This is a genomic window from Kitasatospora albolonga (assembly GCF_039535905.1).
Classification (GTDB): domain Bacteria; phylum Actinomycetota; class Actinomycetes; order Streptomycetales; family Streptomycetaceae; genus Kitasatospora; species Kitasatospora albolonga.
Genome location: NZ_BAAAYB010000122.1, coordinates 1 through 24,316 on the forward strand (window position 1 = coordinate 1; position 24,316 = coordinate 24,316).

Here is a 24,316-nt window from a genome sequence, read left to right on the forward strand (position 1 = left end):
GGACGGCACCGTCCTCTACTTCACCGTGCCCCCGGACTCCAAGGCGGGCTACCGGCGGCTGGAGCTGTACGTCCCGGGCGAGCACCCGGACGTGCTGGCGGGGCACCTGAGCGGCCGTCAGGCCGACCGGCCCGCCGAAACGCTCCTGCTGCTGCTCACCGGGGCGTGGACCACCCAGGCGCTGGCCGTCTCGGCGGAACTGCGGCTGCCCGACGCACTGGACACCGGTACGACGACCGGCCTGGCGGCCCTGGCCCGGACGGTCGGCGCCGACCCCGACGCGCTGGCCTCCCTGCTGCGCTACCTCGCCATGCTGGACGTGGTCGAGACCGACGGGTACGGCTACCGGCTCACCGCGCTCGGTGCCCTGCTGCGCAGCGACGCCCCGTCCTCGATGCGGCCGCTCGCCCTGATGTACGGCGGGCCGTTCTACCGCTCCTTCGCGGAGCTCGGGCACACCGTGCGGACCGGCGGGGTCGCCTTCGACCACCTCCACGGGGAGAACCACTTCGAACACTTCGCCCGGCAATCGGAGTTGGCCGAGCTCTTCGACCTCTCCATGGCGGCGAGTTCGCGGATGTTCGAACCGCTGACGGCCCATCCGGCCGTGACCGCAGCGGCCGGCGGCACCGTGGTGGACGTCGCGGGCGGCAACGGCGAGCTGCTCGGCAGGCTGCTCACCGCCCATCCCCGGCTGCGCGGCGTCCTGCTGGAGCGCCCGCACGCGGTGGAGGCCGCCCGGCGGGCCCTGGACGCGGCCGGGTGCGGTGACCGCTGCACCTACCTGGCGGGCGACTTCGCCGACGTGCCGCCGGGCGGGGACGTCTACCTGCTGTCGCGCATCCTGCATGACTGGGACGACGAGCGCTGCCGGGAGATCCTGCGGCACTGCGCGGCGGCCATGCCGGCCCACGCGGACCTGCTGATCGTCGAACGGGTGCTCCCGGCCGACGGTTCGCCCTCGCTGGCCACCGCGTGGGACCTGCACATGCGGTGCAACGTCGGCGGCCGGGAACGCCGGGCCGAGCACTACGCCCGGCTGCTGGCCGACGCGGGCCTGACCCTGGTCGGCAGCTCCCCGCTGCCGCTCGACGCCACGGTCCTGCACGCCCGCCGGGCCGGGGCACCCGTCCCGGCCCAGGCCGCCGGCCCCGACCGGCCGTAGTGACCCTAGCGGCCAGTAGCGGCCCATAACGGCCCGTAACGGCCGAGTGGAGCCTGACGGTCGGTCACCTTCCGTGGTCCTCGTGGCAGGTGACCGCCCGTCGGGCGCACGCGGCGGCCCGGCTCCGCCCCCGTGGTACGGAGCCGGACCGCATGGCGGCGCGTCAGCAGTTGCGCAGCGACCAGACGGGCGACCAGTTCACCGTGAGCTGGCGGGTCGAGGAGCCCGAACCAGCCGTGGAGGTGAACAGCTGCTGGCCGCTGCCCCCGTAGAACCGCGAGACGGTGTTGGGCGTCTGGTTGTTGGTGAGGTATCCGGTGCCCTCCCAGTTCGACACGCTGTACAGGCGGCACGGGTCGAAGCGGAAGACCGCCCACTTCTGGCGGACCGGGTCGTTCACCGCGACGCAGAGGCTGCCGTAGTTGCAGGGGATGTTGAACATGTCCCGGTCGTAGCCGTAGTAGTCCGGCGTGACCCCCGACGCCGACGGCGAGCCGGCCGTGATCGCCGCGGGCGCGGCCTGCACGGCCTGGGCCGAGCCGGCCCCGGCGAGCAGGGCCGGCAGCAGCGCCGCGGCACCGAGCAGACCGACGACGGAGCGCTTGAGGTTCATGGTGGTTCCCCCTCTGGTTCGGTTGAGGGCCTCAGCCTGTCCCGGCACGCGCCGACGCAGTACCTCGGAACACCTAGGGTCGTCCCCCCGCCCGGGCGCCCGGATGGCAGGATCGGCCCCCGAACGCCGACGCCCCACCGATGAACCGGAGACCACCGTGCCCGACGGCGACGTGACGGACGCTCAGCTCCCCGAACAGCTCCCCGAACTGCTCCTGTCCGACGGCTCCTGGCGGTGCACCGGGGCCGACGGCGCCTGGGAGACCGCCGTCTTCCGCCTCGCCCCCGACCCGGCCGCGCGCCGTGGCCCCCTGGTGGCCCGGATGAGCGCGGACGGTGTCACCACGGCCGACCCGGCCGACCCGGAGCAGTGGGAGGGTGCCCTGATCGAGGCCCTGCTCGCGCACCCGGCCGCACGGCAGCTGCGCTCCCTCGAACTCCACCTCACCGACCACCACCACTCCGCCGAACGCGCCGCGGCCACCCTGGTCCGCCATCCCCTCCCCCGGCTCGAACACCTCTACCTGGGCCACGCGTTCGAGTACCTCTTCGAGGACGGCGAGAGCTCGACGGGGCGCCGGCTGGACCCCCTGGAGCACCACGGCACCGGTCTGGTCCGGACCGCGCCCTGGGAGGCCCTGCCGGCCCTGCGGAGCCTGGAGCTCGAAGGCGCCTTCCTGGTGGACGCGGTGGAGCACCAAAGCCTGACCCGGCTCCGTACCCGCGGCGCCGTGCTCTCGGACGGATCCGTCTTCCACCCCGGCCGCCTCCCCGCGCTGACCGCCTTCGAAGTCGACCTGGAGAGCGACGTGTTCGGCGTCGCCTGCTCGGTCGACCAGGTCGAGGAGCTGGGCGCCGGGCACCTCCCCGCCCTGCGTCGGCTCGACCTCGGCCGGGTCGAGTTCGACTCGAACGACTTCGACACCCTCACCGCCCTGGCCGGGTCACCGCTCCTGCCGCAGCTGGAGAGCCTCACCCTGCGCGAACTGCGGGTCGAGCGCTGGCACTGCGAGCGGGTGGGCGCGCCCGAGCCCGCGGCCGCGCTGGCGGCCCTCGCCCCGGCCTTCGCCCACCTCCGGCTCCGGGTGACCGGCCCGGTCGCCGTCGAGGCCGACGACCCGGCGCAGGCCGGGGCGGTGCTCGGCCTGTTCGGCCTGCACCCGGACGGCGGCGAGGGGAACGGGACGTGACGGCCCGTCCCCTGAGGCGTCCCCGGACCCGCCCGGGCGCCCGGGCGCGCTACGGTGCGCAGGACCTGATCCACTGGTGGGAGCGCGGCAGGCGGTCCCCGTCCGCGAGGTTGCGCCGCTCGCCGTTGGGCAGGCAGCCGATCCGCTGCTCCCACCCCGTGCCGGCGAAGTACTCCACGTCGACCCTGGTGGCCCCCTCGGAGAGGTTCTGTCCGTTGTTGAAGACCGAGAGCGGCGGCCGCCGCGCGGCCCAGGCGCAGCCGGTCTCCCCGGTGGACCAGTCGTCGTCCCCGTCCACCCAGGCGCAGTAGTCGCCCTGGCCGTCCGGCTCGGTGAAGAAGCAGACCGTGCCTCGGTCGCAGCGGTCGTAGCCGGTGCTGGGCAGCAGCGCCGGCAGGCCGGCGGAGAGGGTGGCGGTGGCGGTCGCGATCAGCACCGTCAGCAGCGGTCCGCGGCGGCGTCGCAGGAAGGGGCCCGGCCGCCAGGCGGCGCGGCGCCCGGCGGCGGCGGCCTCGACCCGGCGCAGCAGCGAGGCGGCGGTGTGCGGGGCCCGGTCCTCGTGCCGGCGGGCCAGGCAGTCCATGAGCACGGGGCGCCACTGCTCGGGCAGTTCGGGCGACAGGCGCAGCTCCTCCTCGCCCCGCGCGTACCGCAGGGCGGCGTCGCGCCGGGCGCCGGGCGTGCCTCCGGGCAGGGGGTGGCCGCCGGTGAGGACCAGGTGGGCCAGCACGCCGAAGGCCCAGATGTCGGCGCTCGGGCGGACCTTGCGGCCGCGTTCGCCGATCTCGCACCAGAGCAGGTCCGGCGCGGTGTAGTCGGCGGTGCCGAAGACCGGGGCGTAGGCGTGGGTGCCCTCCAGCTCGGCGGCCACGTTGAAGTCGGCGAGGCGGGCGGTGCCGTCGGCCATCAGCAGCACGTTGCCGGGCTTGAGGTCACCGTGCACCCAGCCGGCCCGGTGCAGCTGGTCCAGGCCCGCGCAGACGTCGACCAGCAGGGCGGGTCCGCCGCGCGGGACGGGGCCGGCGGTGAGCAGGTCGTCCAGCGAGCGCTCCGCCTCCTCCAGGACGAGCACGCTCGCCCCGTCGATCTCGGGCCGGGCGGAGTCGTCCACCGTCCGCACCTCGTAGAGCCGGATCAGCCGGGGTGCCCGTACCTTGCGGAGCAACTCCACCTCCCGCTCGGCCAGTTCGCGCAGGTGGGCGAGCTGGCGGGGGCTGCGGGTGCCGGTCGGCAGGATCTTCAGGGCGGCCCGGCTGGGCACCCCGGCCACCGGAACGGTGCGCGTGCCGGCGTAGACGGTGCCGAAGGCGCCGCAGCCGAGCGGCCGGCCGACCGTCCACGGCCCGATCCGGTAGCCGGCCGGGACGGCCACGTGGTCCGACGGCCCGTCACCACGGCCGGTCACCGGGCCCCGCCCGGCTCCACGGCCACGGACTCCACGGCCACGGACTCCGAGGCCACCGCCGGACAGGCCACCGGCTCCTGGTCAACCGCCTCCGGGGCCACCGTCGGACAGGCCGCCCGCCCCGCCACCGCCGGCCCCAGGGCGGTCGCGCCGCCGAGGTCCAACAGACCGAGGTCGTCCTCGCGCACCAGGTCGAAGCGGAGCGCCAGCGAGACCAGCGAGTCCTTCTTGCCCGCCAGCCGGGGGCCCGGGTCGGAGCTCTCCGGGCCCGGCTTGATCCGCAGCTTCACCGCGAGGTAGTCGATGTTCCACTGCACGGCGGCCCGGTTGGCGGCCGGCCAGAGCGGGCGCAGCCGCTCGACCACCTGGTCGACCGTGGGGAGCGCGGCGTGCGGCGAAGTGCGCAGACGTGCTTCACACAGGGCCGCGAGCACCAGGAAGTACCGCTTGGAGCGGTCGAGGGGGAACGCCAGCAGGGTGGGCTCGCCCCCGGGGAAGGCCGGCAGGTCGCGGTCGGCGTAGTCGTGCCGGGGCGCCCAGACGTCCAGGGTGACCAGCTCCGACCCGGCCGGCAGGACCAGGCGGGAGAACTCGAAGGGCACCGGTGCGCCGAGCCGCCCCGGGGAGACCTTGAGGTGCTCGCCGGCGCCCTCCGGGTTCTCCACCACGTAGGTGGCGGAGCGGCTGAGGTTGCTGAGCAGCCAGTGGCTCCCGTCGGCGGTGATCTCCCCGGCGACTCTGGAGACGCCACCGTGCCCGATGACCAGGTCTCCTGACCCTCCCTCACGTCCGAAGCGGACGCCCTCGCCGGGGGCGAGCCGCAACTGCCCCTCCGGCTCCATCCCCGGCCCCGGAACCACGATGATGCTGTACACGCGCCGATACCCCTCCCCACTGGTGGTGGAGGAAGGGTAACGAGCGGAACACATCGTTCAGATAACGATCACCGCTGGAGCGGTCACCGGATCAGCACTCCGTCCGGTGTCCCGGCGCTCTCACAGCTCTCACTGCTCCTACGGCTCTCACCGGCCTCACCACTCTCAGCACTCTCCGCGCCAGACGAAGCCCTCGACGACCTTCCCGCCGTCCGGCAGGCTGCCGCGGCCCTCGGTCCAGCCGCGGTGCAGGCAGAGCCCCCCACCGCCCTGGAAGGAGACCTGGACGTGGTCGTAACCGGGCTGCGGCGAGCCGTTGTTGAAGTACGAGCGGCGGAACCCGCAGCTGCTCACCGGCTGGTCGGAGTCGGAGCGGCAGACCGAACCGGTGCCGTCCGGGCCGTCGTAGAAGCAGACGTAGCCGCTCGGGCAGTCCTGCCAGGCGGGCGGGGCGCCCGCGCAGTTGCGGCTGACGACGCCGGTCCAGCTCGCGTTCGGGCCCGAGTAGCGCACGCCGTCCAGCAGGGACGGCACCCGGTGGCGCTCGTCGGTGAAGTCGCCCTTGGCGAGGTAGCGCTGCTCGTAGTGCAGGTGCGCCCAGTTGGAGGCCCCCGAGGTGCCGATCCGGCCGATGGCCGCACCGACGGCCACCCGGTCGCCCTTCTTCACGTACGCGTCCGGGGCGTCCTTGAGGTGGTAGTAGGCGGTGAACCAGCCGCCGCCGTGGTTGATCTGGATCGTGTTGCCGGAGCCGTTGTCCCGGTAGGTCGCGGAGACCGTGCCCGCCGCCGAGGCCAGCACCGGAAGGCCGTCCGAGCCGGTGTTCCCGTCCACCACCATGTCCAGCGCGGGGTCATGGCCCCAGGTGTTCAACTGCCACACCGACCCGCAGGGGAACGGGAGTTGGAACGCCGGACGCTCCGCACTCCGCTCCGCCGACGCCACCCCGGACGCCACCCCCGGCACCGTCACCAACGCCGCCGCCAAGGCCAGCAGCACCCACCACACCCTGCGCACGCCCCACCCTCCTCCAGCGGCCGGCGCCGCCCCGGCCCATCGTCCCCGGCCCCGCGCCGCCCGGACACCTCGGAACTCCGAGGGTCCGGTTAGGGTTCGCGGAGACGATCAAGGAGAGGGGCGGGCCCGGGATGAGTGGCTGGACGAGGGCGTTGGACGCGGCCGGGATCACCGCCCCCGGGCTGCGGGAGGACTACACCCGTCAGCGGCGGCAGGTCACGCGGTACCGGCGCGAGGCGGCGCTGGCCGCCCAACTGCTGCTCCCCGCAGGTCTGGTGCCGCACGTGATCGCCGCCACCGCCTACATGCACCGCACCGACACCCTGCTCGACAGCGGCCCTCCGGAGGGACGGCGGGCGGCGTACGCGCGGTGGGAGCACGAGGTCGAGCGGGCCCTCGCCACCGGGGCCACCGACCAGCCCGAGCTGCGCCCGTTCCTGCACACCGTCGAGGCCCACCCCGCGCTGCGCACGCTGGTGCCGGAGCACCTGGCCGGCGCCCTCGCCGACCTCGACTTCCCCGGCTTCGCCACCGAGGCGGACTACCAGGCCTACCTGGACGCCTACGCGCTGCCCGCCTTCCTGGTCGTCGCCACCCTGCTCGGCCCGGACGGTGACCAGAGCGACTACCGCGCCGCCTGCCGCACCTACCTGGACGCCGCCCAGCGGATCGACTTCGTCGCCGACCTCGCCGAGGACCTGGCCGACGGCCGGCTGACACTCCCCCAGGAGGCCCTGGAGCGGCACGGCGTCACCCGCCCCGACCTCGAACGGGCCGCCGACCTCCCGGCCGTCCGGGCCCTGATCACCGCTCAGCTCGACCACGCCGACCGCACCCTCGCCGAGGGCCGCGCCGTGATCGACCTCGCCCCGCCCGCACACCGTCCGATGGTCCGCTGCATGGTCGGCCTGGACGCGCTCACCTCCCGCGCCGCCCGGGCCGACCTCCCCGCCCTCCTCCGGCGCCCGGCCGGCCCGCCCAAGGGCGCCGCGCTCCGCCTGCTGACACGCGAGTACCTCCGGGCCCGGCGCGTCCGCCGGGCGAACCCCTGACGACTCCTCGGGTCACACGGCTGCCCGGCTCAGGACTGCCGATCCCAGAGGTCAGGACGGGCCGGGCTCAGGACTGCCGGACGGCCTCGGTGAGGCGTTCGGCGGCGTCCACCACGGCTTGGGCCAGCCGGGCACCGGGGTGGCGGCTGAGCCGCTCGATCGGACCGGACACCGTGACAGCCGCCACCACGCGGTTGGACGGGCCGCGCACCGGCGCCGAGACGGACGCGACCCCGAGCTCGCGCTCCCCGACGGCCTGCGCCCAGCCCCGCCGCCGCACCCCGCTCAGCGCGGTCGCGGTGAAGCTGGCGCCCTGCAGGCCCCGGTGCAGCCGCTCCGGCTCCTCCCAGGCCAGCAGGATCTGGGCTGCGGCCCCGACCCGCATCGGAAGGGTGACCCCGACCGGGACGGTGTCCCGCAGGCCGGAGAGCCGCTCCGCCGCGGCCACGCAGATCCGCATCTCGCCCTGCCGCCGGTAGAGCTGGGCGCTCTCCCCGGTGACGTCGCGCAGGTGCGCGAGCACCGGCCCGGCCGCCGCCAGCAGGCGGTCCTCACCGGCCGCCGCCGACAGTTCGCCGATCCGGGCGCCGAGGGTGAACCGGCCCTCGATGTCGCGGGCGACCAGCCGGTGCTGCTCCAGCGCGACCGCCAGCCGGTGGGCGGTCGGCCGCGCCAGGCCGGTGGCGGCGACCAGCCCGGCCAGGGTGGTCGGGCCGGCCTCCAGGGTGCCGAGGATCGAGGTGACCTTGTCGAGGACGCCGACGCCGCTGATGGTTTCCATGGGTGTACTCCGTCTCAGAACCGCGGACGGCGGGTGGGTCCGCCCGCGGGGGCTCCGTGCGGGGAGCCGGGGGTGGTCAGCGAGGGAAGGCCGCAGAAGTGGGCCGAATGCCTGCGCCGGACACGAAACGGGTACGCGAAAGCGCCGGGGCGGGTAGCGCCCGGGCGAAGGACAGCACAGAGAGCACCGTGTCTCCTCATCTTCCCCGCGCCACTATGGCGACAGGCCGGAGTTGGCACTGCTCCCGCACGGCACGGCGCGTACTTCGGACGCCGGGTCGAACGGGGAGTTGCCGGGGCTTCGTAGGGCCGGTCCCTCCACCCCTCTGGATGATTCGCGAGGAACCATATCAAGTCGTGGCGGCGCCGTGACCAACCTCCCCCCACCTCGTCCGGAACCGCCCCGCCCCGGGCCGAAACCGGCCCGTCGGATGATCCACATTGGTAGCGTCGCCGCGTGACAGACCAACGAGCAGGGCAACCACAGCACACCGACCGGGGACTGACGCGCCGTCAGACGCTCGCCGCGGCCCTCGGCACGGCCGGCGCGGCCTGGCTGCTGCGCGGCACCGTCGGGCCCGACAGCGCGCAGGCCGTCGGCGCCGCCCCCGCCGGTCTCCCCGGAGGGCTGGTCCCGTACCAGCGGGTGTTCGAGAACTGGGCCGGGGAGGTCCGCACCGACCCGCTCTGGGTCTGCGAGCCGACCACCCCGGAGCAGGTCGCCGAACTCGCGGACTGGGCCCGCGCCGCCGGCTGGCGGCTGCGCCCCCAGGGCCACCGGCACGGCTGGGCCCCGCTCACCGTCGCGCCCGGCACCCCGTCGACCGCCCGCGTCCTGCTGGTCGACACCACCCGCCACCTCACCGCCGTCACCCTCACCGGGGCGACGGTGGCCGGCGCACCGACCGTGCGGGTGCAGACCGGCGCCGCGATGGAGGACCTGCTGGCCCGCCTCGCCGAGCAGGGCCTCGGCGTCACCGGCTGCCCGGCCCCCGGCGACCTCACCGTCGGCGGCGTGCTCGCGATCGGCGGCCACGGCACCGCCGTCCCGGCGGCCGGTGAGACCGCCCCGGCCGGCCACGGCTACGGCTCGCTCTCCAACCAGGTGGTCTCGCTCACCGCCGTGGTCTGGGACGGGACCGCCGGCCGCTACGCGCTCCGCACCTACGACCGCACCGAGGCCGAGTCCGGCGCCCTGCTGGTCCAGCTCGGCCGGGCCTTCCTCACCGAGGCGGTGCTCCGGGTCGGGCCCGACCGTCCGCTGCGCTGCGTCAGCCGGGTCGACGTCCCGGCCACCGAGCTCTTCGCCGCCCCGGGCACCGCGGGTGCCCGCACCCTCGCCTCCTTCGTCGACCGGGACGGCCGGGCCGAGGCGATCTGGTACGCCTTCACCACCCACCCCTGGCTCAAGACCTGGCGGCTCACCCCCGGGCGGCCGTTCGCCGCCCGCAGCGTCGACGAGCCCTACAACTACCCCTTCTCCGACAACATCCCGAAGCCGGTCGCCGACCTGGCCGGCCAACTGGTCTCCGGTGCGCCGGAACTGGCCCCGGTCTTCGGGCAGCTCCAGTTCCTCATCACCAAGATCGGCCTCACCGGGGACCTCACCGACGTCCTGCTCTCCAGCGGCCTGCTGCGCTCCCTGCTCACCGGCGAGCTCCTCACCCACCTGCTCGCCGACGGCCTGCGCTCCGACCTCTGGGGCCCCTCCCGGGCCCTCCTCCAGTACGTCCGCCCCACCACCCTGCGGGTCACCGCCAACGGCTACGCGGTCCACCTGCGGCGGGCCGACCTCCAGTGGGCGGTCAACGCCTTCACCACCACCTACGAGCGCCTGCTGACGGAGTACCAGCAACGCGGCGAGTACCCCGTCAACGGCGCCGTCGAGATCCGCGTCACCGGCCTGGACGACCCCTCCGCCACCGGCATCCCCGGCGCGCGGCCCGCCCTGCTCTCCGCCCTGCGCCCCGACCCCGCCCACCCCGACCGGGACACCGCCCTCTGGCTCGACATCCTCACCCTCCCCGGCACCCCCGGCCTGCACCGCTTCTGCCGCGACCTCGAACAGGCCCTGCTCGCCCTCTTCGACGGCACCCGCGCGACCCTCCGGGTCGAATGGTCCAAGGGCTGGGCCTACACCGACACCGCCGCCTGGTCCGACCCCACCCTCCTCACCACCACCATCCCCGCCTCCTTCCCCGACTGGAACGAGGCCGTCACCACCCTCGACCGCCTCGACCCCCACCACGTCTTCGGCAACCCCTTCCTGGACGCCCTCCTGCGGACCCACTAACCCCTCGCCTGACGCTCCGTCCCACATGACGGAGTGTCAGGTTTCGGATCGGACACGAACGCCACCACCCGCACAAGGCCGCACTAGGCTCCGTGCAGCGCGCCCAGCGCTCCCGTGGTTGTAGGAACGGAGTTGTCCGGTTTGGAAGACCGACGTCCTGGCGACCGACGCGGTGCCGATCCCCTGGAAGCACTGCTCGATCACTGGCAGAAGGCCCTCATCGACCTCGGCTTCCGCAACAGGTTGGTGAGTTACCGTCGAACGAAGACACAAGCGGGCATGGACATCACGGCCCCTGGTCTGGCCGCGGTCCTCGATTCGCTGCCCGCCGGGTGCGTGTTCGCCCCGGTCCGGGAAGCGGATTCCGATTCGGTCGACGCTCCGTCGCTTCTTCCCGCCCAGCTCGACAAGCCGTCGCGCGCCGTGGAGACCCTCACCGGCAGTCGGCCGATCGACACTCCGGCCTCTCGCGGTGGAACCGGCCGGGCCGCTCAACGGCTCTCGCTCGTCACCTCCAAGGCCACCCAGGCCGAGCAGGACCGTCATCTCCGTCGCCTGGTGACGGTCGCGAAGGAGAAGTTCAACGACTACGGCCTGTGGGTGCTGCACCTCGGCATCGGCTTCCTGGAGTGGCTCCCGTCGCCCTCCGCGGACAGCGTCCAGTCCCCGCTGGTCCTGGCACCGGTGACGCTCCGTCGGTGGAAGGGGGACTCCTACCTGCTGGAGCTGAACACCGACGAGGACCTGGCCTTCAACCCGGCCCTGGCTATCAAGATGGAGGAGCTCGGGCTCGACTGGCCGAGCCCGGACCAGGTCGACCTGGCAGACGTTCCCGCGTTGCTGGACCGGGCCCGTCAGAAGGCCTCGGAACGCAGGGGCTGGGCAGTGCACGACCGCGTGGTGCTCGACGCCTTCAACTCCAGCAAGGAGGCCATGTACCGCGACCTCAAGGACAACCGGGCACGGATCCTGAAGAGTCACCTGGTACGGGCCGTGGGTCTGGGTGGGGCTTCGGACCTGGCCACGAGCACCTTCGACTTCGAGCCGATGCCGCTCGATCGCATCGACCAGCTCCAACCTCCCGAGCAGGCACCGCTGGTCCTGGACTCCGATTCGTCGCAGCGCCAGTGCGTGGCCGCGGCCGTCGAGGGCCGGAGCTTCATCATGGACGGCCCTCCTGGGACCGGTAAGAGCCAGACGATCACCAACATCATCGCCGGCCTGCTCGACCGAGGGCGGACGGTCCTGTTCGTCAGCGAGAAGGCCGCAGCTCTCGACGTCGTGCGGAACCGGCTCAAGGACGTCGGCCTCGACGACTACGTCCTCGCCCTGCACAGCAACACCATGGGCCGCAAGCAGGTGGCCCAGGAACTCGGACGGGCTCTCGGTGCCCCGCAACGGTCGTTCCCCGGGGCCGGTGCCAACCAACGCTCCACCGCCAAGGGGCTCCGCGAGGAGCTGTCGGGCTACGCCGCAGCGATGAACGAGCCCCGCGTCGGCCTGGGTCGATCGCTGCACGCCGTCCTGGGCCGCATATCCCTCCTGGAGGACGTCTACTCCCTCCGCCCCGGCCCGTCCTTCGTCCCGGGCGAGCTGACGGAGGAACTGCTGCACGAGGTCACCGAGGCGGCCGGCTGGATCAGCCGCGCCTGGCGGCCCGCAGTCGAGGGCGATGCCTTCGTCTGGCGCGAACTGACCGGAGCACGTGGCGAGTTGGATGCACTGGACCGGGCTCTGGAAGAGCTCGACGGCATCCGTCGCGCTCTCGGACCGTACTCGGACCTGGTCGATGCGATGGGGTGGGAGGGACTCCATGACATCGATCGATTGGCGGACGTCCTGCGGACCGGCGGACGGCGGCCCGCCCTGCCGATCGCCTGGCTGGGCCTGGAGTTCTCCGTGCTCGGATCCACTGTCGAATCGTTCGTCGATCGGCACACCCGGGCCGAGGTCGCCGAACGGAGCGCCACGACGGCGCTCGGGCCGCGCTGGAGCGAGCTCAGCGAGGCCGCCGCCGTGGCGGCGGCGACCGACTGGACCATCTCCTCCGGCATCCTGTCCCCCGCTCTGGACCTGGCCACGCTGACGGCCGATCAGGCAGTAGCGCTGATCGCACGGCTGTCCGCCGATGCCGAGGACCTGGACCGGGCTGACCGACTCTCCACCGGCGCGGCCCGGATGTACGGGGTCCCGGCCCCCGTCACCAGCCGGGATGCCCTGCGCCTCGCCCGGCTGGCCGAGTTCTCCGCCCTGCCCCCGGAGAGCAAGCCGCCGGGGCGCTGGCTCTCGTCCGATGGACTCGTCGCCGCCCGGGCGGCCCTCCGGCACCTGTCCGAGGCGGTCACCGCACTCCGGGCCGCCCGGACGAAGGCCCAGCAGGTCTTCACCGAAGGCGTCCTGACCGAGGAGTCACTGGAGCAGGTCGCACAGCGCTTCGCCACCGTGCACCAGACCCTGTCGGGCAGGTTCTCGTCCGCACGCCGGGCCGACAGCCGTCTCGTGCGAACTCTGCTTCCCGGCAACGGAAAGTGCTCCAAGGCCGTCGTCACCGCCCTTCCCGACGCGGTCGCCTGGCAGAAGGCCCACCTGGCCCTGGCGCAGCTGGCCGGACAGGAAGGCCCGGCCCTCGCCCACCTGTGGCTCGGCGAGGAGACCGACTTCGACGCGGCCGCCGTCCTCCTCGACCGGTCGAGTCAGATCCTGGACCTCGCACCGCAGGTGTCGGACCCCGAGGCGCTGCGAGGCGAACTGGCCCACGGCGGCACTCCACGTGAAGCGGCGCGGACTGCCGCGACACAGGCGGCGGAGATCCTCACCAGGTGGCGTCAGACTCTGGTCACCCCGCCGATCGTGGGCGCTCCGTACACCCTCGAGGACGAGGCCATGTCCTCGGCGGCGCAGTGGAGCCGGGATCAACTGCCGTTGCTCTACGCGGCACGAGACGTCCTCCAGGCCGTCGGGGCCACCTCTGCCCGCGACGACTGGCAGCTGCGCAACGCACTGGGCGCACTGGTCCTCGTCACCGAGGCCGTCGAACTGGACAGGGTCTTCAAGGCACCCGCCGTCCAGGACCGTCAACTCCTCGGGGAGCTCTACCAGGGCCGGAGCACCGACCCCGACGCCCTCCGCAGGGCACTCGCCTGGGTCGCCGACATGCGCACGGCCGGTGGCCTCGTCGGCGCCCAGGCCTTCCCGCCCGAGAGCCTCGATTCCCTGCAGCACGCGCGGCGGGACGCCGAGTTGGAGCAGGCGGCCGACGGCTGGTCCGGCGCGCGTGAGCGGCTGACCGAGCTGTTCACCACCGAACGGCAGGAACAGCTCCGTGACCTGCTGGCGAAGGACTTGGCGTCGGCCGAGTCGTTGTTGGCCCAACTCGACGCCGACCGCGGTGGACCGGACGAGTGGGCCGCCTTCCTCCGGGGCCGACGCGTCCTCGACACCTGCCACCTCGGCGACCTGGTGAACCGGGCGGTCAAGGTGGAGGTGGCACGGAGCAGCTTCGCCTCCTTGGTCGAGAAGGCCGTCCTCCGCGCCTGGGCGGACCGCATCATCGAGAACGACGGTCGACTGCTCTGGACCCGGTCGCAGGACCGTGACGACCGGGTGGCGGAGTTCCGAAAGGTCGACCAGCTGCTGCTGGAGGGTGCGCGGACCCAGGTCGCACGCGCTTGCGAGGACAGACGCCCGTCCGCGCTCCAGGACACGGGCACCAGGCTGCTGAACACCGAGGGACGCAAGAAGACCCGTCACAAGCCGGTGCGGACACTGCTCGGTGAGGCCGACAACGCGGTCCGGCGCCTCAAGCCGTGCTTCATGATGAGCCCGCTGATGGTCAGCCGACTTCTCCCTCCGGACTTCATGTTCGACGTCGTCATCTTCGACGAGGCCTCCCAGGTCCTGCCGCAGGACGCGGTCAACTGTGTCTATCGCGGCCGTTCCCTGATCGTCGCGGGTGACGAGAAGCAGCTTCCCCCGACAGCCTTCTTCAGTGCGGGTGAGGACGAGGAGGACGACGACGCGACTCCGGGCGAGGCCGATGACAAGCCGACCAGTTACGAGTCCCTCCTCACCCTGGCCAAGGGGAGCGGGATGCTCAAGAACCTGACGCTGCGTTGGCACTACCGGAGTCGGCACGAGCACCTGATCGCCTTCAGCAACCACGAGTTCTACGACGGGTCGATGACGACCTTCCCCGGTGCGCTGGCCGACAGCCCCGACGTCGGTGTGGCCTTCATCCGTGCGGTGGACGGGCGGTACCACTCCGGCGCCGCGCGCAACAATCCGTTGGAGGCCCGACAGGTCGCGCGGCGGGTGATCGAGCACTTCGACACCCGCCCTGGCCGGTCCCTCGGCGTGATCGCCCTCTCCCAGGCCCAGGCGGACGCCATCCGGGACGCGGTGGACGACGCGAGGCGTAGTCGGCCCGATCTCGACGACCAGTTCTCCGAGGACCGTCTTGACGGCTTCTTCGTCAAGAACCTCGAAACGGTCCAGGGCGACGAACGCGACGTCATCATCATGTCGGTCGGCTACGGCCCGAACGAGCACGGCAAGATCTCCCGCAACTTCGGGCCGATGATCCGGGCAGGAGGCTGGCGCCGACTGAACGTCGCGGTGACCCGCGCCCGTTACCGGGTCGAGGTGGTCGCCTCGTTCGATCCCGATGAGCTCCCCGAGTCCGGAAGCGAGAGTTCCCGCTACTTCGCCCGGTACCTGAAGTACGCGAAGCACGGTCCGGCCGTCCTCGCCCAGGAACGCGAGACGGACGAGGCCACGACCGACAGCCCCTTCGAGGATTCGGTGCTGGAGGTGCTGCGGAGCTGGGGCTACTCCGTCAGCCCTCAGGTCGGCGTCGCCGGGTACCGGATCGACCTGGGCATCCGCGACCCCCGGAGGCCTGGGCGGTACGCGCTCGGCATCGAGTGCGACGGGGCGATGTACCACTCCTCCAAGACGGCCCGGGACCGGGACCGCCTCCGCGAGTCGGTCCTCACCGGGCTGGGCTGGACGCTGCACCGGATCTGGGGCACCGACTGGTACCGCAACCGGCCGGGCGCCGAAGCGCGCCTCAAGGAGGCCGTCGAGCGCTGGGCCGGCCCTCCGGCTCCACGGCACGAGGCGTTCCACGCCGTGGAGGAGGCGCCCGAGCGAGTGGCCCCTTCCGTCCGCACGCAGGCCGTCCCCGAGCAGGTCACCCCGCAGGTCGTGACGGCTCCCGCTCCCTCGCCTCGCCTTGAGGAGTTGTCAGCACCGGCCAGGCAGCGGATCACCCACGAGCTGACCCAGATCCGGGCCGCACTGGCCGAGCCCACGTCGACCGACCACCGCTCCGGGCCCCGGGCACGGGCGGACCAGCTCCGGCGTGACCGGGAGAACCGCTCGGACCTGGAGGCCCGTGCCACGGTCCTGAGGGCCTACCTGACCGGTGACCGCTCAGCCGCGGCCGACGTCGTCAGCCCTGGCCGCCTGGTGACCCTGCAGTTCGACGGCGACGACGAGGCCCTCGAGTACGAGATCACCTCGCGACGGCCCTTCGAGGAGGAGACCGATCACCTGAGCCCGTTCACCGCCCTCGGCAAGGCCCTCGGCAACCGGTCGGCCGGCGGCTCCTTCGAGTACGAGGAGAACGGACGGCGCCATCTCGTCCACATCCACAAGGTGCGCGACTGACCGGCCGAGCGGGTGGTGACGGGCACCCGCCGCCACCCGCTCGGCCGCCCTGAAGTCCGGATCTCGCCCTGGTGGAGCCATGGACTCCGTCGCACACTGCCCAGGACAGGGGTGTGTGGTGGGCTGGATCAGGGTCTACGGGTGGGGGACGCCGATGAAGTACGTACCGATCCTGCGTGGCAAGGCGGGCGAGTTGCTGGCGCTGCGTCACACCAGTCCCGAGGTGCGGAGCGGCATCCGGCCGGTGTTGGAGGTGGTCCCGGACGAGCGGCTGGCCGACGCCGTGCAGACCTTCGCCCGTCAGTTGGCCGAGGACCTTCCCAAGGACCTCGTGGTCACGGTCGACTGCGGGCAGCTGTGGCAGCGCGGTGCCGTCGGCACCGGGTTCCCCGGGCACGCGATGGCCTGGATCGGCGAGTACCTGGAGCAGTGGCTGCACCGGTTGGTACCGGCCTTCCGGATCACCGAGCCGGCCGGCGCGCTCGACGAGATCAGGGAAGTGCAACGGACCCACGGGCAGGGCGGTTGCCTGCGCCTCGACCTGGGTGAACTGCCGACCTCTCCGGTAGAGTTGACCGCCGCCGTGCATGACACGCTCGACGCCGTGGAGCTGGCGCCCGAGAGTGTCGACCTGGTTCTCGACACGGGTTTCCTCCCCTCACGGCAGGCAGCCGCCCGACTGGTCGACCGTGCGCTCGGCGTCCTGGAGTGGGCCGGGGCGATGCCCTGGCGTCACATCGCGCTCGCGGGGGGCAGCTTCCCGGCCTCGTTGGCGGCGATGGAACCCCACCTGATCGCCACGGTCCACCGCCACGAGGCGGACCTGTGGAGGGCGGTCGTCCAGCGCGGGTGCCGCTCCCCCGTCCCTGACTTCGGCGACTACGGCATCGTCCACCCGCAGCCGCCGAACCATGGGTGGCGCGGCCGCCCGAACCTCCGCTACACCGTCGGGGCCGACTGGTACGTGCTCCGCGCCGCGGGCCACGCCGCGCACGACGCCCTCCGGCTCTGCCGCCAACTCGCCGACTCCCGGTACTGGGACCCCCAGCAGGGCACGGAGTTGCCCTGGGGCGACGCCCAGATCCAGCACCGCGCCAGCGGACTCACCACCCGCCCGGGCGGCGCCCGTGAATGGCGGGCCTGGGGTACCTCGCACCACCTCGCCGCGGTAGCCCGCTCGGTCGCGGTGCACGGGGTTCCGTGAGCCTGCGAGATGGCGACGGAGCGTCAGCTCCGCACCGCGGTCGGCTCCGTGACGGGGAAGCCGCCCACGGTGCGGCTGAGCGGACCGAAACGCCTGGGCCGGCTCGATGAAGCCGTCGCCAACGGTGCCGTACCGAGGGAAGGCCCGAATCCTTTTGCCGGGCCGGTGACTCTCATGGGAGCAGGGCCGCCGCACTGACACGCGGTGCGGCCCTGCGGCCATGGATCCACGAGCACCGAGAGGCCCGTCATGAACCCTTCCTTCTCCACCCCCGCCGCCGAGCCGTCCCGTGGCGCGCTGCTGGTGCACGGCGCCTGGCACACCGGGCACGCCTGGGACGGCGTCGCCGCCGGGCTGCGGGCCCGCGGCGTTCCGGTGGCCGTCGCCGAGCTGCACCGCGGCTCGCTGGCGGGCGACGTCGCCGCGGCCGAGGCGGCGCTGGACGGACTGCCCGGGGAGGGCCCCGCCGTCGTGTGCGGCCACTCGTACGGCGGGGCCGTGATCACCGGCCTCGCCCCGGAGCGGATCGGCCACCTGGTGTACCTGGCCGCGATGATGCCCGATCAGGGCGAGACCGCCCTCGGGCTGTTGGCCGGCGCGCCGCCGACCGGTCTGGCGTCGGCCATGGTCGGCGACCGCGCCGGCACCACCACGATCGACCCGGAGGCGGCGGGCGCCCTCTTCCACGCCCTGCTGAGCGAGGAGGAGCGCGCCCGTCACACCGCCCGGCTGGTCCCCCAGGTGATGGCGGCCGGCCTCCAGCCGACCGGCCGCGCCGCCTGGCGCGAGCGGCCCCAGCACCTACGTGCTGTGCTCCGAGGACCGGGCCGTGCACCCGGAGCTGCAGCGCCGCTTCGCCGCCCGCGCGACGCACACCGTCACATGGCGCAGCGACCACGGAGCCTTCGCCTCGCACCGGGAGGAGACCGTCGAGCTGCTCCACCGCCTGGCGACCGCGGACCGCCCGGCGCGGACGGGCGGGCAGGCGGGCGGCTGAGCTCCCGTCAGGAGGCCGGGACGGCGCGCTCCGGGGTGAGGTCGTTGCCGGCCGGGATGTGGCCGCAGTCGCTGGGGGCGGGGCGGTTGGCGAAGCGGTCGTTCATCCAGACGAAGGCGGTGGGGGCCCAGGCGACGGCGGCGCCGAGGTGGCTGAGCAGGTTGTACTGCTGGTAGGTGATCGCGCCGTTGCCGGTGGCGCAGTACTGGCGGGCGAGCGCGCGGACGTCCCCGGCGACCATGACGCCGTCGCCGGTGCCGATGCCGGCGGGGCTGGCGAAGGTGCCTTCCAGGACGCCGCCGTTGCCCTGGGCGATCTGGCCGGGGACGGTCGGGGTGGGGGCCGAGCCGAGGTTGACCCGGTTGACCGCGTCGACGAAGGCGGGCACCGAGTTGGGGTCGGCGTACTGCGGCTTGGCCATCTTCTTCCAGGTCAGCCCGGGGTAGTGGCCCACGGCGTCGATGATCGAGCCGTCCTCCAACTGCCGGTACACCGAGAGGCCGTAGTCGCTGAGGTAGGGCTTGAGGTCGATGCCGAAGGAGCGGGAGACGCCGATCACCGCCATCGGGATGACACCGCTCCAGGCCAGCGAGCCGTCGACGTACTTGAGGTTGTGGGCCGGGGCCACCAGCAGGCCGCCCTCGGAGAAGCCGACCAGCTTGGCGTTGACGTCCGGTGCGTAGGACGGGGCCAGCGCGGCCGCCCAGTTGGTGGCGATGGCGCCGCCGGAGTAGCCGAGCAGGCCGAAGCGGGTGTCGGCGTTCATGCCGGTGGCCCCGGACCTGACGGCGGCGCGGATCGAGTCCAGGGTGTTGGTCCCGTACTCCGGGCCGGCCGCGAAGTCGGCGCTCTGCCCCTCGGTGTCCGGGATGACGATGTTGTAACCCTGCGTCAGGGCCGGGATCAGGAACAGCGATTCGGCGTTCGGGATCAGCCCGCCGAGGCTCAGGTCGCCGGCGATCGCGCGGGACGGGCTGTCGGCGGGGTCGAGCGAGTCGTAGAAGGACTGGTAGGAGACCGCCTTGGTGGAGTCACCGGTCAGGCTGCGCACGACGGTGGTGACGTTGGCGGCGGGGCGGCCCTGGGCGTCGGTGGTGCGGTAGAGCAGCTGGATCGCCCGCACCGGCGTGGGCAGGCCCACGAGGTGGTAGGTCAGGGTCCTGGTCTTCAGGACGGCGCCCGGCTCGAAGGAGGCCAGCGGCGCGCTGCCGTCGTAGGCGTAGAAGGAGTCGGCCGAGGCGGAGGCGGTGGCGGCCGAGGCGGGAACCGCGGTGGCTGCCAAGGGCGTTGCGGCCAGGGCGGCGGTGACGGCGACGGCGAGCAGCCGGGAGGTGTGCTTGCGCATGTGGGGTCCCCCGTGGGGTGGGTGGGTGTGAGGGTCCGGTGGACGGTGCGGTCGGGGTCCGCAGACGTCGGGTGGTACACCGGTGAACGTGTTACCAACGGGTAAGTGACGTCCCGGAAACATGATGGCGGCGGCACGGCGGAGTGTCCCCGGGCCGTGCACCAGAGATTCGCGAGGTGGTTTGTGACCGTGTCCAGCCCCGTGTCCGACCCGACGCCCCACGAGACGGTGCCACGGCTCGGCGGCACTCCCGTCCACGAACGGCTCCGGGCCGCCGCGGCGGCACTCGCACCGGCCGCTGCAGGGACAGGCACTCCGACGGGGACGCGCCTCAGCAACTGATACGGACAGACCGAGGCCATAAAAAGACCATGAAGTTCTTCCATGCGACGGATGAGAGAACGCACTTGTCGAGCCGGAGGGCGCGAGGAAAAGAGGGAGATTAAAAGAGACAGGCGCAAAGGGAGAGCTTAGGCAAGGACGGCTATAAACTCCGACTTGGTACGGAAAGAGACCCACAAGGTCCTCACGAAGCACCGCAGTCACCCCCCATCGGATTCTCCAGCGACGCTCGCCACCCGATCGGTACCACCATTCCCGAGGGGAGGGACGCCTGTCAGAGTTCGGACCCGGGGGTACGGGGGCCCCTCCAACTAGACACAATACCGGCCGCGCAGCGACACCTTTCCTCTCGCGTGAGGCCGGACCGTCCGTGTCTCGCTCGCCCCGACAGACCGCCTCCGTTTCGGGCCGTGGAGGGATTCCAGTGAACGGGGGGACGATTGAGGGCGATGGTACGCTTGACGCATACGGCTGCTTCCCTTGGAGAGTAATACTCCGCAGAGCGATGCAGGGTAGAGCTGCCCGCCCCCCCCCCCATCGGTCGTCCCGGCCCCCAGGGCGCCGGTTTCACCGTGCCCCCCCTAATGCGAGATGGCCAGGCCCCCCCGCGATACCCTCAATGCTTGGCGATGACGAACAGGTCGCCGGCAGGTAGCTGCTGTCTCCAGGATGCCCGGCCCCACTTTCGACCCTGGTAAGACAAACAGAGTAAGCTTAGGAACCCGGAGTTGAAGAATACAACGAGAAGAAGGAAAGGGAAGCGCAGCGTGTCAGACACCCCGCAAGGGAAGTGCGAAGACACGGAGTCCAAGTTAACCAGAGAGCCGGGCTAAGACGAAGCCATGGACGGCGGAACGGTAGCCATGGCGATTTGTACCATAGGCAGATCCCCTAGTCACGAAGAGATGTGGGCTACCTTCGGACAATTCCCATAGGGGGGGCACGAAGAAAAACACAGAACGATAGCGAGCCATGAAGAGTGTGCCAGGAGTAGTAGACGTAAGAATAAGTTATGCACCGTTAACGAGGCAACCAACGATTAGGGGCACGGAACGAAGAGCAGAAGACACGAAACGACGAAAGCCTACCGCCCGCAAAAAGGTACAGGTGAGATATGCACGTACTATGCGAAGCCATACGAGCAACGAAATCAAGAAACGCGAAACTGCGACCCCGCAGTTCGGACCGGCGAAGAGGCACGAGTGCGATCAGATCGGCGGATATTAAAGCATACGAGGCCCTCCCTAGTAGTTACAAAGAGTTACTAATGGAGTAGTAATGGATCAACCACAGAAGAGACAACTCGCAGTCACCCAGCAACAATGCATTAAGGTGCGAGTTTGTACATACTTTACTCGAAGGGCGAGACGATGAGCCCGGAATTAGACTCGGTCACCAGCAGCGTAGAACTCGACGGTCCAGCAATTCGTCGTCAGCCCTCTGAATATGGGCAGATTCCACTCCCGCCAAGGAGCAAGAGTTTACATGTAGTGGGTAACGGCCCAGACCCAGAAATACAATGTTCCCATGTCTGAAGTTAGCAAAAGATGCGACAGTACCGGTACCCCCCAGGACACCACCACACCCGCAGGCGAGCGACACGGAGAGTTAACGACAGCGGCAGTTAGAAGGAAGGAGAATAAACAGTATCACTACGTTGGCTAGTCAGCACACCACAGAGACCGTAAGCCAAGAGGTGCTACTAGCTAAATGAACATGGCATATGTTACTTTTAAGTTGTCAGACGATAGAAGCATTTACGTAGGATAAGCGCGTTACAAGTAGACTTAGAGAGAAATTCCCCAGGGAGGACAAACCAGCACCGAAAATACGACAAGTATGTACATTTAACCAGAGCAGAGTGCCACGTACTAGAGTATACGACACCAACCCAGTAGGTACCAAGTCTGGCATCGTGCACGGCACGGTCAGTAATCGCAGGACAGAGATATGGGAAGGTGCGAAATACCATGCGGGAGAGGGGTAATAAGCAGGGAACAGCAGTGTTGTAGAGATCGAGAGGAAAGAGAGAAGAAGTAGTAGTATGCACGAAAGTCAAAAGTTTATCGAAGAGCATCAGACAATAGAAAGAGGATAAACGGTGAGAGAGTAGGGCAAGGGAACGCACGATGATTAGAGATCTAAGACAGATACACGAAGTAAGAAGATAGAGTACACGTAACGTAACGCAGCCATCGCGAAGGGTCCAGTAGGGAGGACAGGTCACTGAAAATACGACCCTCGAAGATAATTGAGATACATATCCGTAAGAATCCGCGATCAAGTCTATGGAGTCAATTGGCCCAGACAGTTTCGGAAAGGTACAAAGTGGTTATGAGGTCCACCGCCCAGCAAAGTGAGTCCACGGCCCCACGAACACTGGCGATGACGCCTCACACGCTGAGGAAGGAGTAGCAGTGCAATGAGACAAGACAGTAACAACCAGTAAAGAATCCGAGAAGAGGGCATTTCGTAACCCCCACACCGGACAGACCGCTCGAAAAGCAAGCAAGGTTAGCCAGTAAGAAGAGGCTAACACTAATTCGCCTACGGTCACAGTACTAAAAACAGAGCGAGGCAGACTATGACAACGGGATAGGTTTCGAGACGCGCACAGGTCGCCAGGCACCGCCGCCCCCCCCAACCCTTGGCATGACACACTAGATAGAGGTATCCCATACGACCCCCGCTTTAAAAGAACGTTCCAGCCCCGACATGTGGTATGTCCTGCAAAAGCTATACCTGCTTCCAAAAGCAAATACATGCGAAAGAGAAGGGGGACAAGCGACGCCCGCAGCGGAGCCACGGGCCAGACCAGCCCTCAGCGAGGTGTCCCCCGTGCACGCCGCGTACACTCCAAGCCACGGCCCTCAGACCAGGTCGACCCCCCCACGAGCCAAAGGAACTTAGCAGGCCGGACCGCCCAACCGCTAACCACCAGCACCGGCCACCTTGGAAACCCCGATGAGAGACAGAATGAGGGAGTCAGAGCCACTTACCTGGCAATCAAACCGAACTGAACAACCAAACAAGACAAGCCGCAGCGTCCCACGAGTGTGATCCACCAACACCGGGACCGCTCAACAGGACCAACACGCTGGGAATGCGGACTGACCGCGACCAAGGGCGACGTCAGGGCGTATGCTGGAGCCTCCACTGACCCCCAAGGGGTAAGCCAACCCAAACTAATGTGTACACGAAAACACCCTCGACGTCTTCGTTCGACCCACCCATCGGGATCGCCCACGCGTCACGCCAAGTAGTGACCTCGGCTAACCGCCAGCAAAAGAAGCAGCCGCTGTGCCAGGCACCATGTCTGAGCACCAAACCATATGGTGGCTCGGCATGGCAGAAGAAGGATGCCTCCAAGGCGAAACGAGACTGTCAAGTACGTCGCGCGCCCACACTGTGATACGAGGTACAGGTCAGCAGTTCCCTAGCACCCAAAAGCAGCGCGGGTCGCGATACCGCCAATCACCCCCCCCCCGCTGCCAGCACATCGTCCACGGAACAGGCGACGAGCTAGGCAAGGGGCACGCTGGCCGGCCAGGCCTTTCAGTTACCCAGCAACAAGCGACACCGTGAGCAGCAGGGGTTTCCGCGTGCCGGCCAGAATCCCCACCACCCTATCTCGGTCCTACATTCGCACAATCCCTCCGCCATGGCAGCTCGGGGCACCGACGTGGAGCCCGATGGGGCTCCCAGGCTTGTACCGGGCTCGGTCACGCTGCAGTCCGACACCCGCCGGGGCGGGCCGGTACACAGAGCGGAGTTTCCTCCCTGGGGAACTCGAGCCGGCATCAGGCGCTGGGCCAGGCTTACCACCGAGAGAGAGTCCCCTCTGAGTTACCGGCAGTTTTCCGTTGCCCGCTTGAGGAACGGTGCAGAACGCAGACGCGAGGGTCGACTGACGCAAGACTTGTGTGGCGACCCGTCAGAGCAGCACCTCTGCTCTCAACGCGTCAGCCCGCCCAGTAGACAGGTCCGCACGAGTCAAGCACCTTCGCGGAGCCGTCGGCTCTATGTACACGAACACAGCGATCCGGGCAACATGACCGCCCGGCGGCGCCTGTGCTACGGTGTGAAGATAGCCCGGAAGTCCAACGCACCGGGGGAGGTCAGTTTCTGCGCTATGGACCAATGGTACGCGATGTAGGACCGGCTTCTTCCCAGTTTCGTTTTGCTCCCCCTCCGGCGCGATACACTGGCCGGGATCGGGTTGAACCAAGGTCGAAGTGATCACCGGGAACGGCCCGCCAGAGCAGGAGTTCTACGAAAGGAAGACACGGATTACCCCCTAGCTGAACGCATCAAAGGACAGCCGGCCTCCGGCAGAAGACAACGGAGGCGCCGTACGATCACGAGGCGG

11 protein-coding genes, 2 pseudogenes and 1 riboswitch are annotated in these 24,316 nt (G+C 70.3%); of the genes and pseudogenes, 7 read left to right on the forward strand and 6 right to left on the reverse strand.

The window, feature by feature from the left end:
- Positions 1-1,165: methyltransferase (locus tag ABD946_RS30010; RefSeq protein ID WP_345288699.1), on the forward strand; the 1,165-nt coding region annotated here is incomplete at its 5' end.
- A gap of 163 nt (positions 1,166-1,328) precedes the next feature.
- Here ABD946_RS30010 and ABD946_RS30015 read toward each other — a convergent pair.
- Complete coding sequence (locus tag ABD946_RS30015; protein WP_345288700.1) at positions 1,329-1,778, reverse strand: hypothetical protein; 450 nt, start codon at positions 1,776-1,778, stop codon at positions 1,329-1,331.
- Between the two features lie 172 nt (positions 1,779-1,950).
- On the opposite strand from ABD946_RS30015, the gene ABD946_RS30020 reads away from it, so the two are divergent.
- Positions 1,951-2,967, forward strand: a complete 1,017-nt coding sequence (locus tag ABD946_RS30020; protein WP_345288701.1) for a hypothetical protein — start codon at positions 1,951-1,953, stop codon at positions 2,965-2,967.
- A 49-nt stretch (positions 2,968-3,016) separates the two neighbouring features.
- On the opposite strand, the gene ABD946_RS30025 is transcribed toward ABD946_RS30020, so the two are convergent.
- The 3 genes and pseudogenes from ABD946_RS30025 to ABD946_RS30035 all read right to left on the reverse strand — a co-directional run bounded on the left by ABD946_RS30025 (position 3,017) and on the right by ABD946_RS30035 (position 6,264).
- Complete coding sequence (locus tag ABD946_RS30025; protein ID WP_345288702.1) at positions 3,017-4,372, reverse strand: serine/threonine-protein kinase; 1,356 nt, start codon at positions 4,370-4,372, stop codon at positions 3,017-3,019.
- Positions 4,373-4,533: 161 nt separating this feature from the next.
- Positions 4,534-5,247: pseudogene (locus ABD946_RS30030) on the reverse strand (FHA domain-containing protein); the annotation flags it as partial.
- A 165-nt stretch (positions 5,248-5,412) separates the two neighbouring features.
- Positions 5,413-6,264 carry a peptidoglycan DD-metalloendopeptidase family protein gene (locus tag ABD946_RS30035; protein ID WP_345288703.1) on the reverse strand — a complete coding sequence of 284 codons (852 nt, stop codon included), beginning with the start codon at positions 6,262-6,264 and terminating at the stop codon, positions 5,413-5,415.
- A gap of 131 nt (positions 6,265-6,395) precedes the next feature.
- Here ABD946_RS30035 and ABD946_RS30040 point away from each other — a divergent pair, with 131 nt between their 5' ends.
- Positions 6,396-7,316, forward strand: a complete 921-nt coding sequence (locus tag ABD946_RS30040) for a phytoene/squalene synthase family protein (RefSeq protein ID WP_345288704.1) — start codon at positions 6,396-6,398, stop codon at positions 7,314-7,316.
- Between the two features lie 67 nt (positions 7,317-7,383).
- On the opposite strand, the gene ABD946_RS30045 is transcribed toward ABD946_RS30040, so the two are convergent.
- Positions 7,384-8,097 (reverse strand): IclR family transcriptional regulator, encoded by a 714-nt coding sequence (locus tag ABD946_RS30045; protein ID WP_345288705.1) that lies wholly within the window; start codon positions 8,095-8,097, stop codon positions 7,384-7,386.
- 193 nt (positions 8,098-8,290) lie between these two features.
- Positions 8,291-8,433, reverse strand: a riboswitch (SAM riboswitch).
- 120 nt (positions 8,434-8,553) lie between these two features.
- On the opposite strand from ABD946_RS30045, the gene ABD946_RS30050 reads away from it, so the two are divergent.
- From ABD946_RS30050 to ABD946_RS30065, 4 genes and pseudogenes are all read left to right on the forward strand, one after another.
- Complete coding sequence (locus tag ABD946_RS30050) at positions 8,554-10,389, forward strand: cholesterol oxidase substrate-binding domain-containing protein (RefSeq protein WP_345288706.1); 1,836 nt, start codon at positions 8,554-8,556, stop codon at positions 10,387-10,389.
- Positions 10,390-10,503: 114 nt separating this feature from the next.
- Entirely contained in the window at positions 10,504-16,059 is a 5,556-nt protein-coding gene (locus ABD946_RS30055) for a DUF4011 domain-containing protein (RefSeq protein WP_345288707.1), read from the forward strand.
- A 154-nt stretch (positions 16,060-16,213) separates the two neighbouring features.
- The gene (locus tag ABD946_RS30060) at positions 16,214-17,263 is read left to right on the forward strand and encodes a beta family protein (protein ID WP_345288708.1); all 1,050 of its coding nucleotides are present in this window, start codon (positions 16,214-16,216) and stop codon (positions 17,261-17,263) included.
- 249 nt (positions 17,264-17,512) lie between these two features.
- Positions 17,513-18,133 (forward strand): annotated as a pseudogene (locus tag ABD946_RS30065) (alpha/beta fold hydrolase); the annotation flags it as partial.
- A 134-nt stretch (positions 18,134-18,267) separates the two neighbouring features.
- Here the strand turns inward: ABD946_RS30065 and ABD946_RS30070 are convergent.
- The gene (locus tag ABD946_RS30070; RefSeq protein WP_345288709.1) at positions 18,268-19,605 is read right to left on the reverse strand and encodes a lipase family protein; all 1,338 of its coding nucleotides are present in this window, start codon (positions 19,603-19,605) and stop codon (positions 18,268-18,270) included.
- Between the last annotated feature and the right edge of the window lie 4,711 nt (positions 19,606-24,316).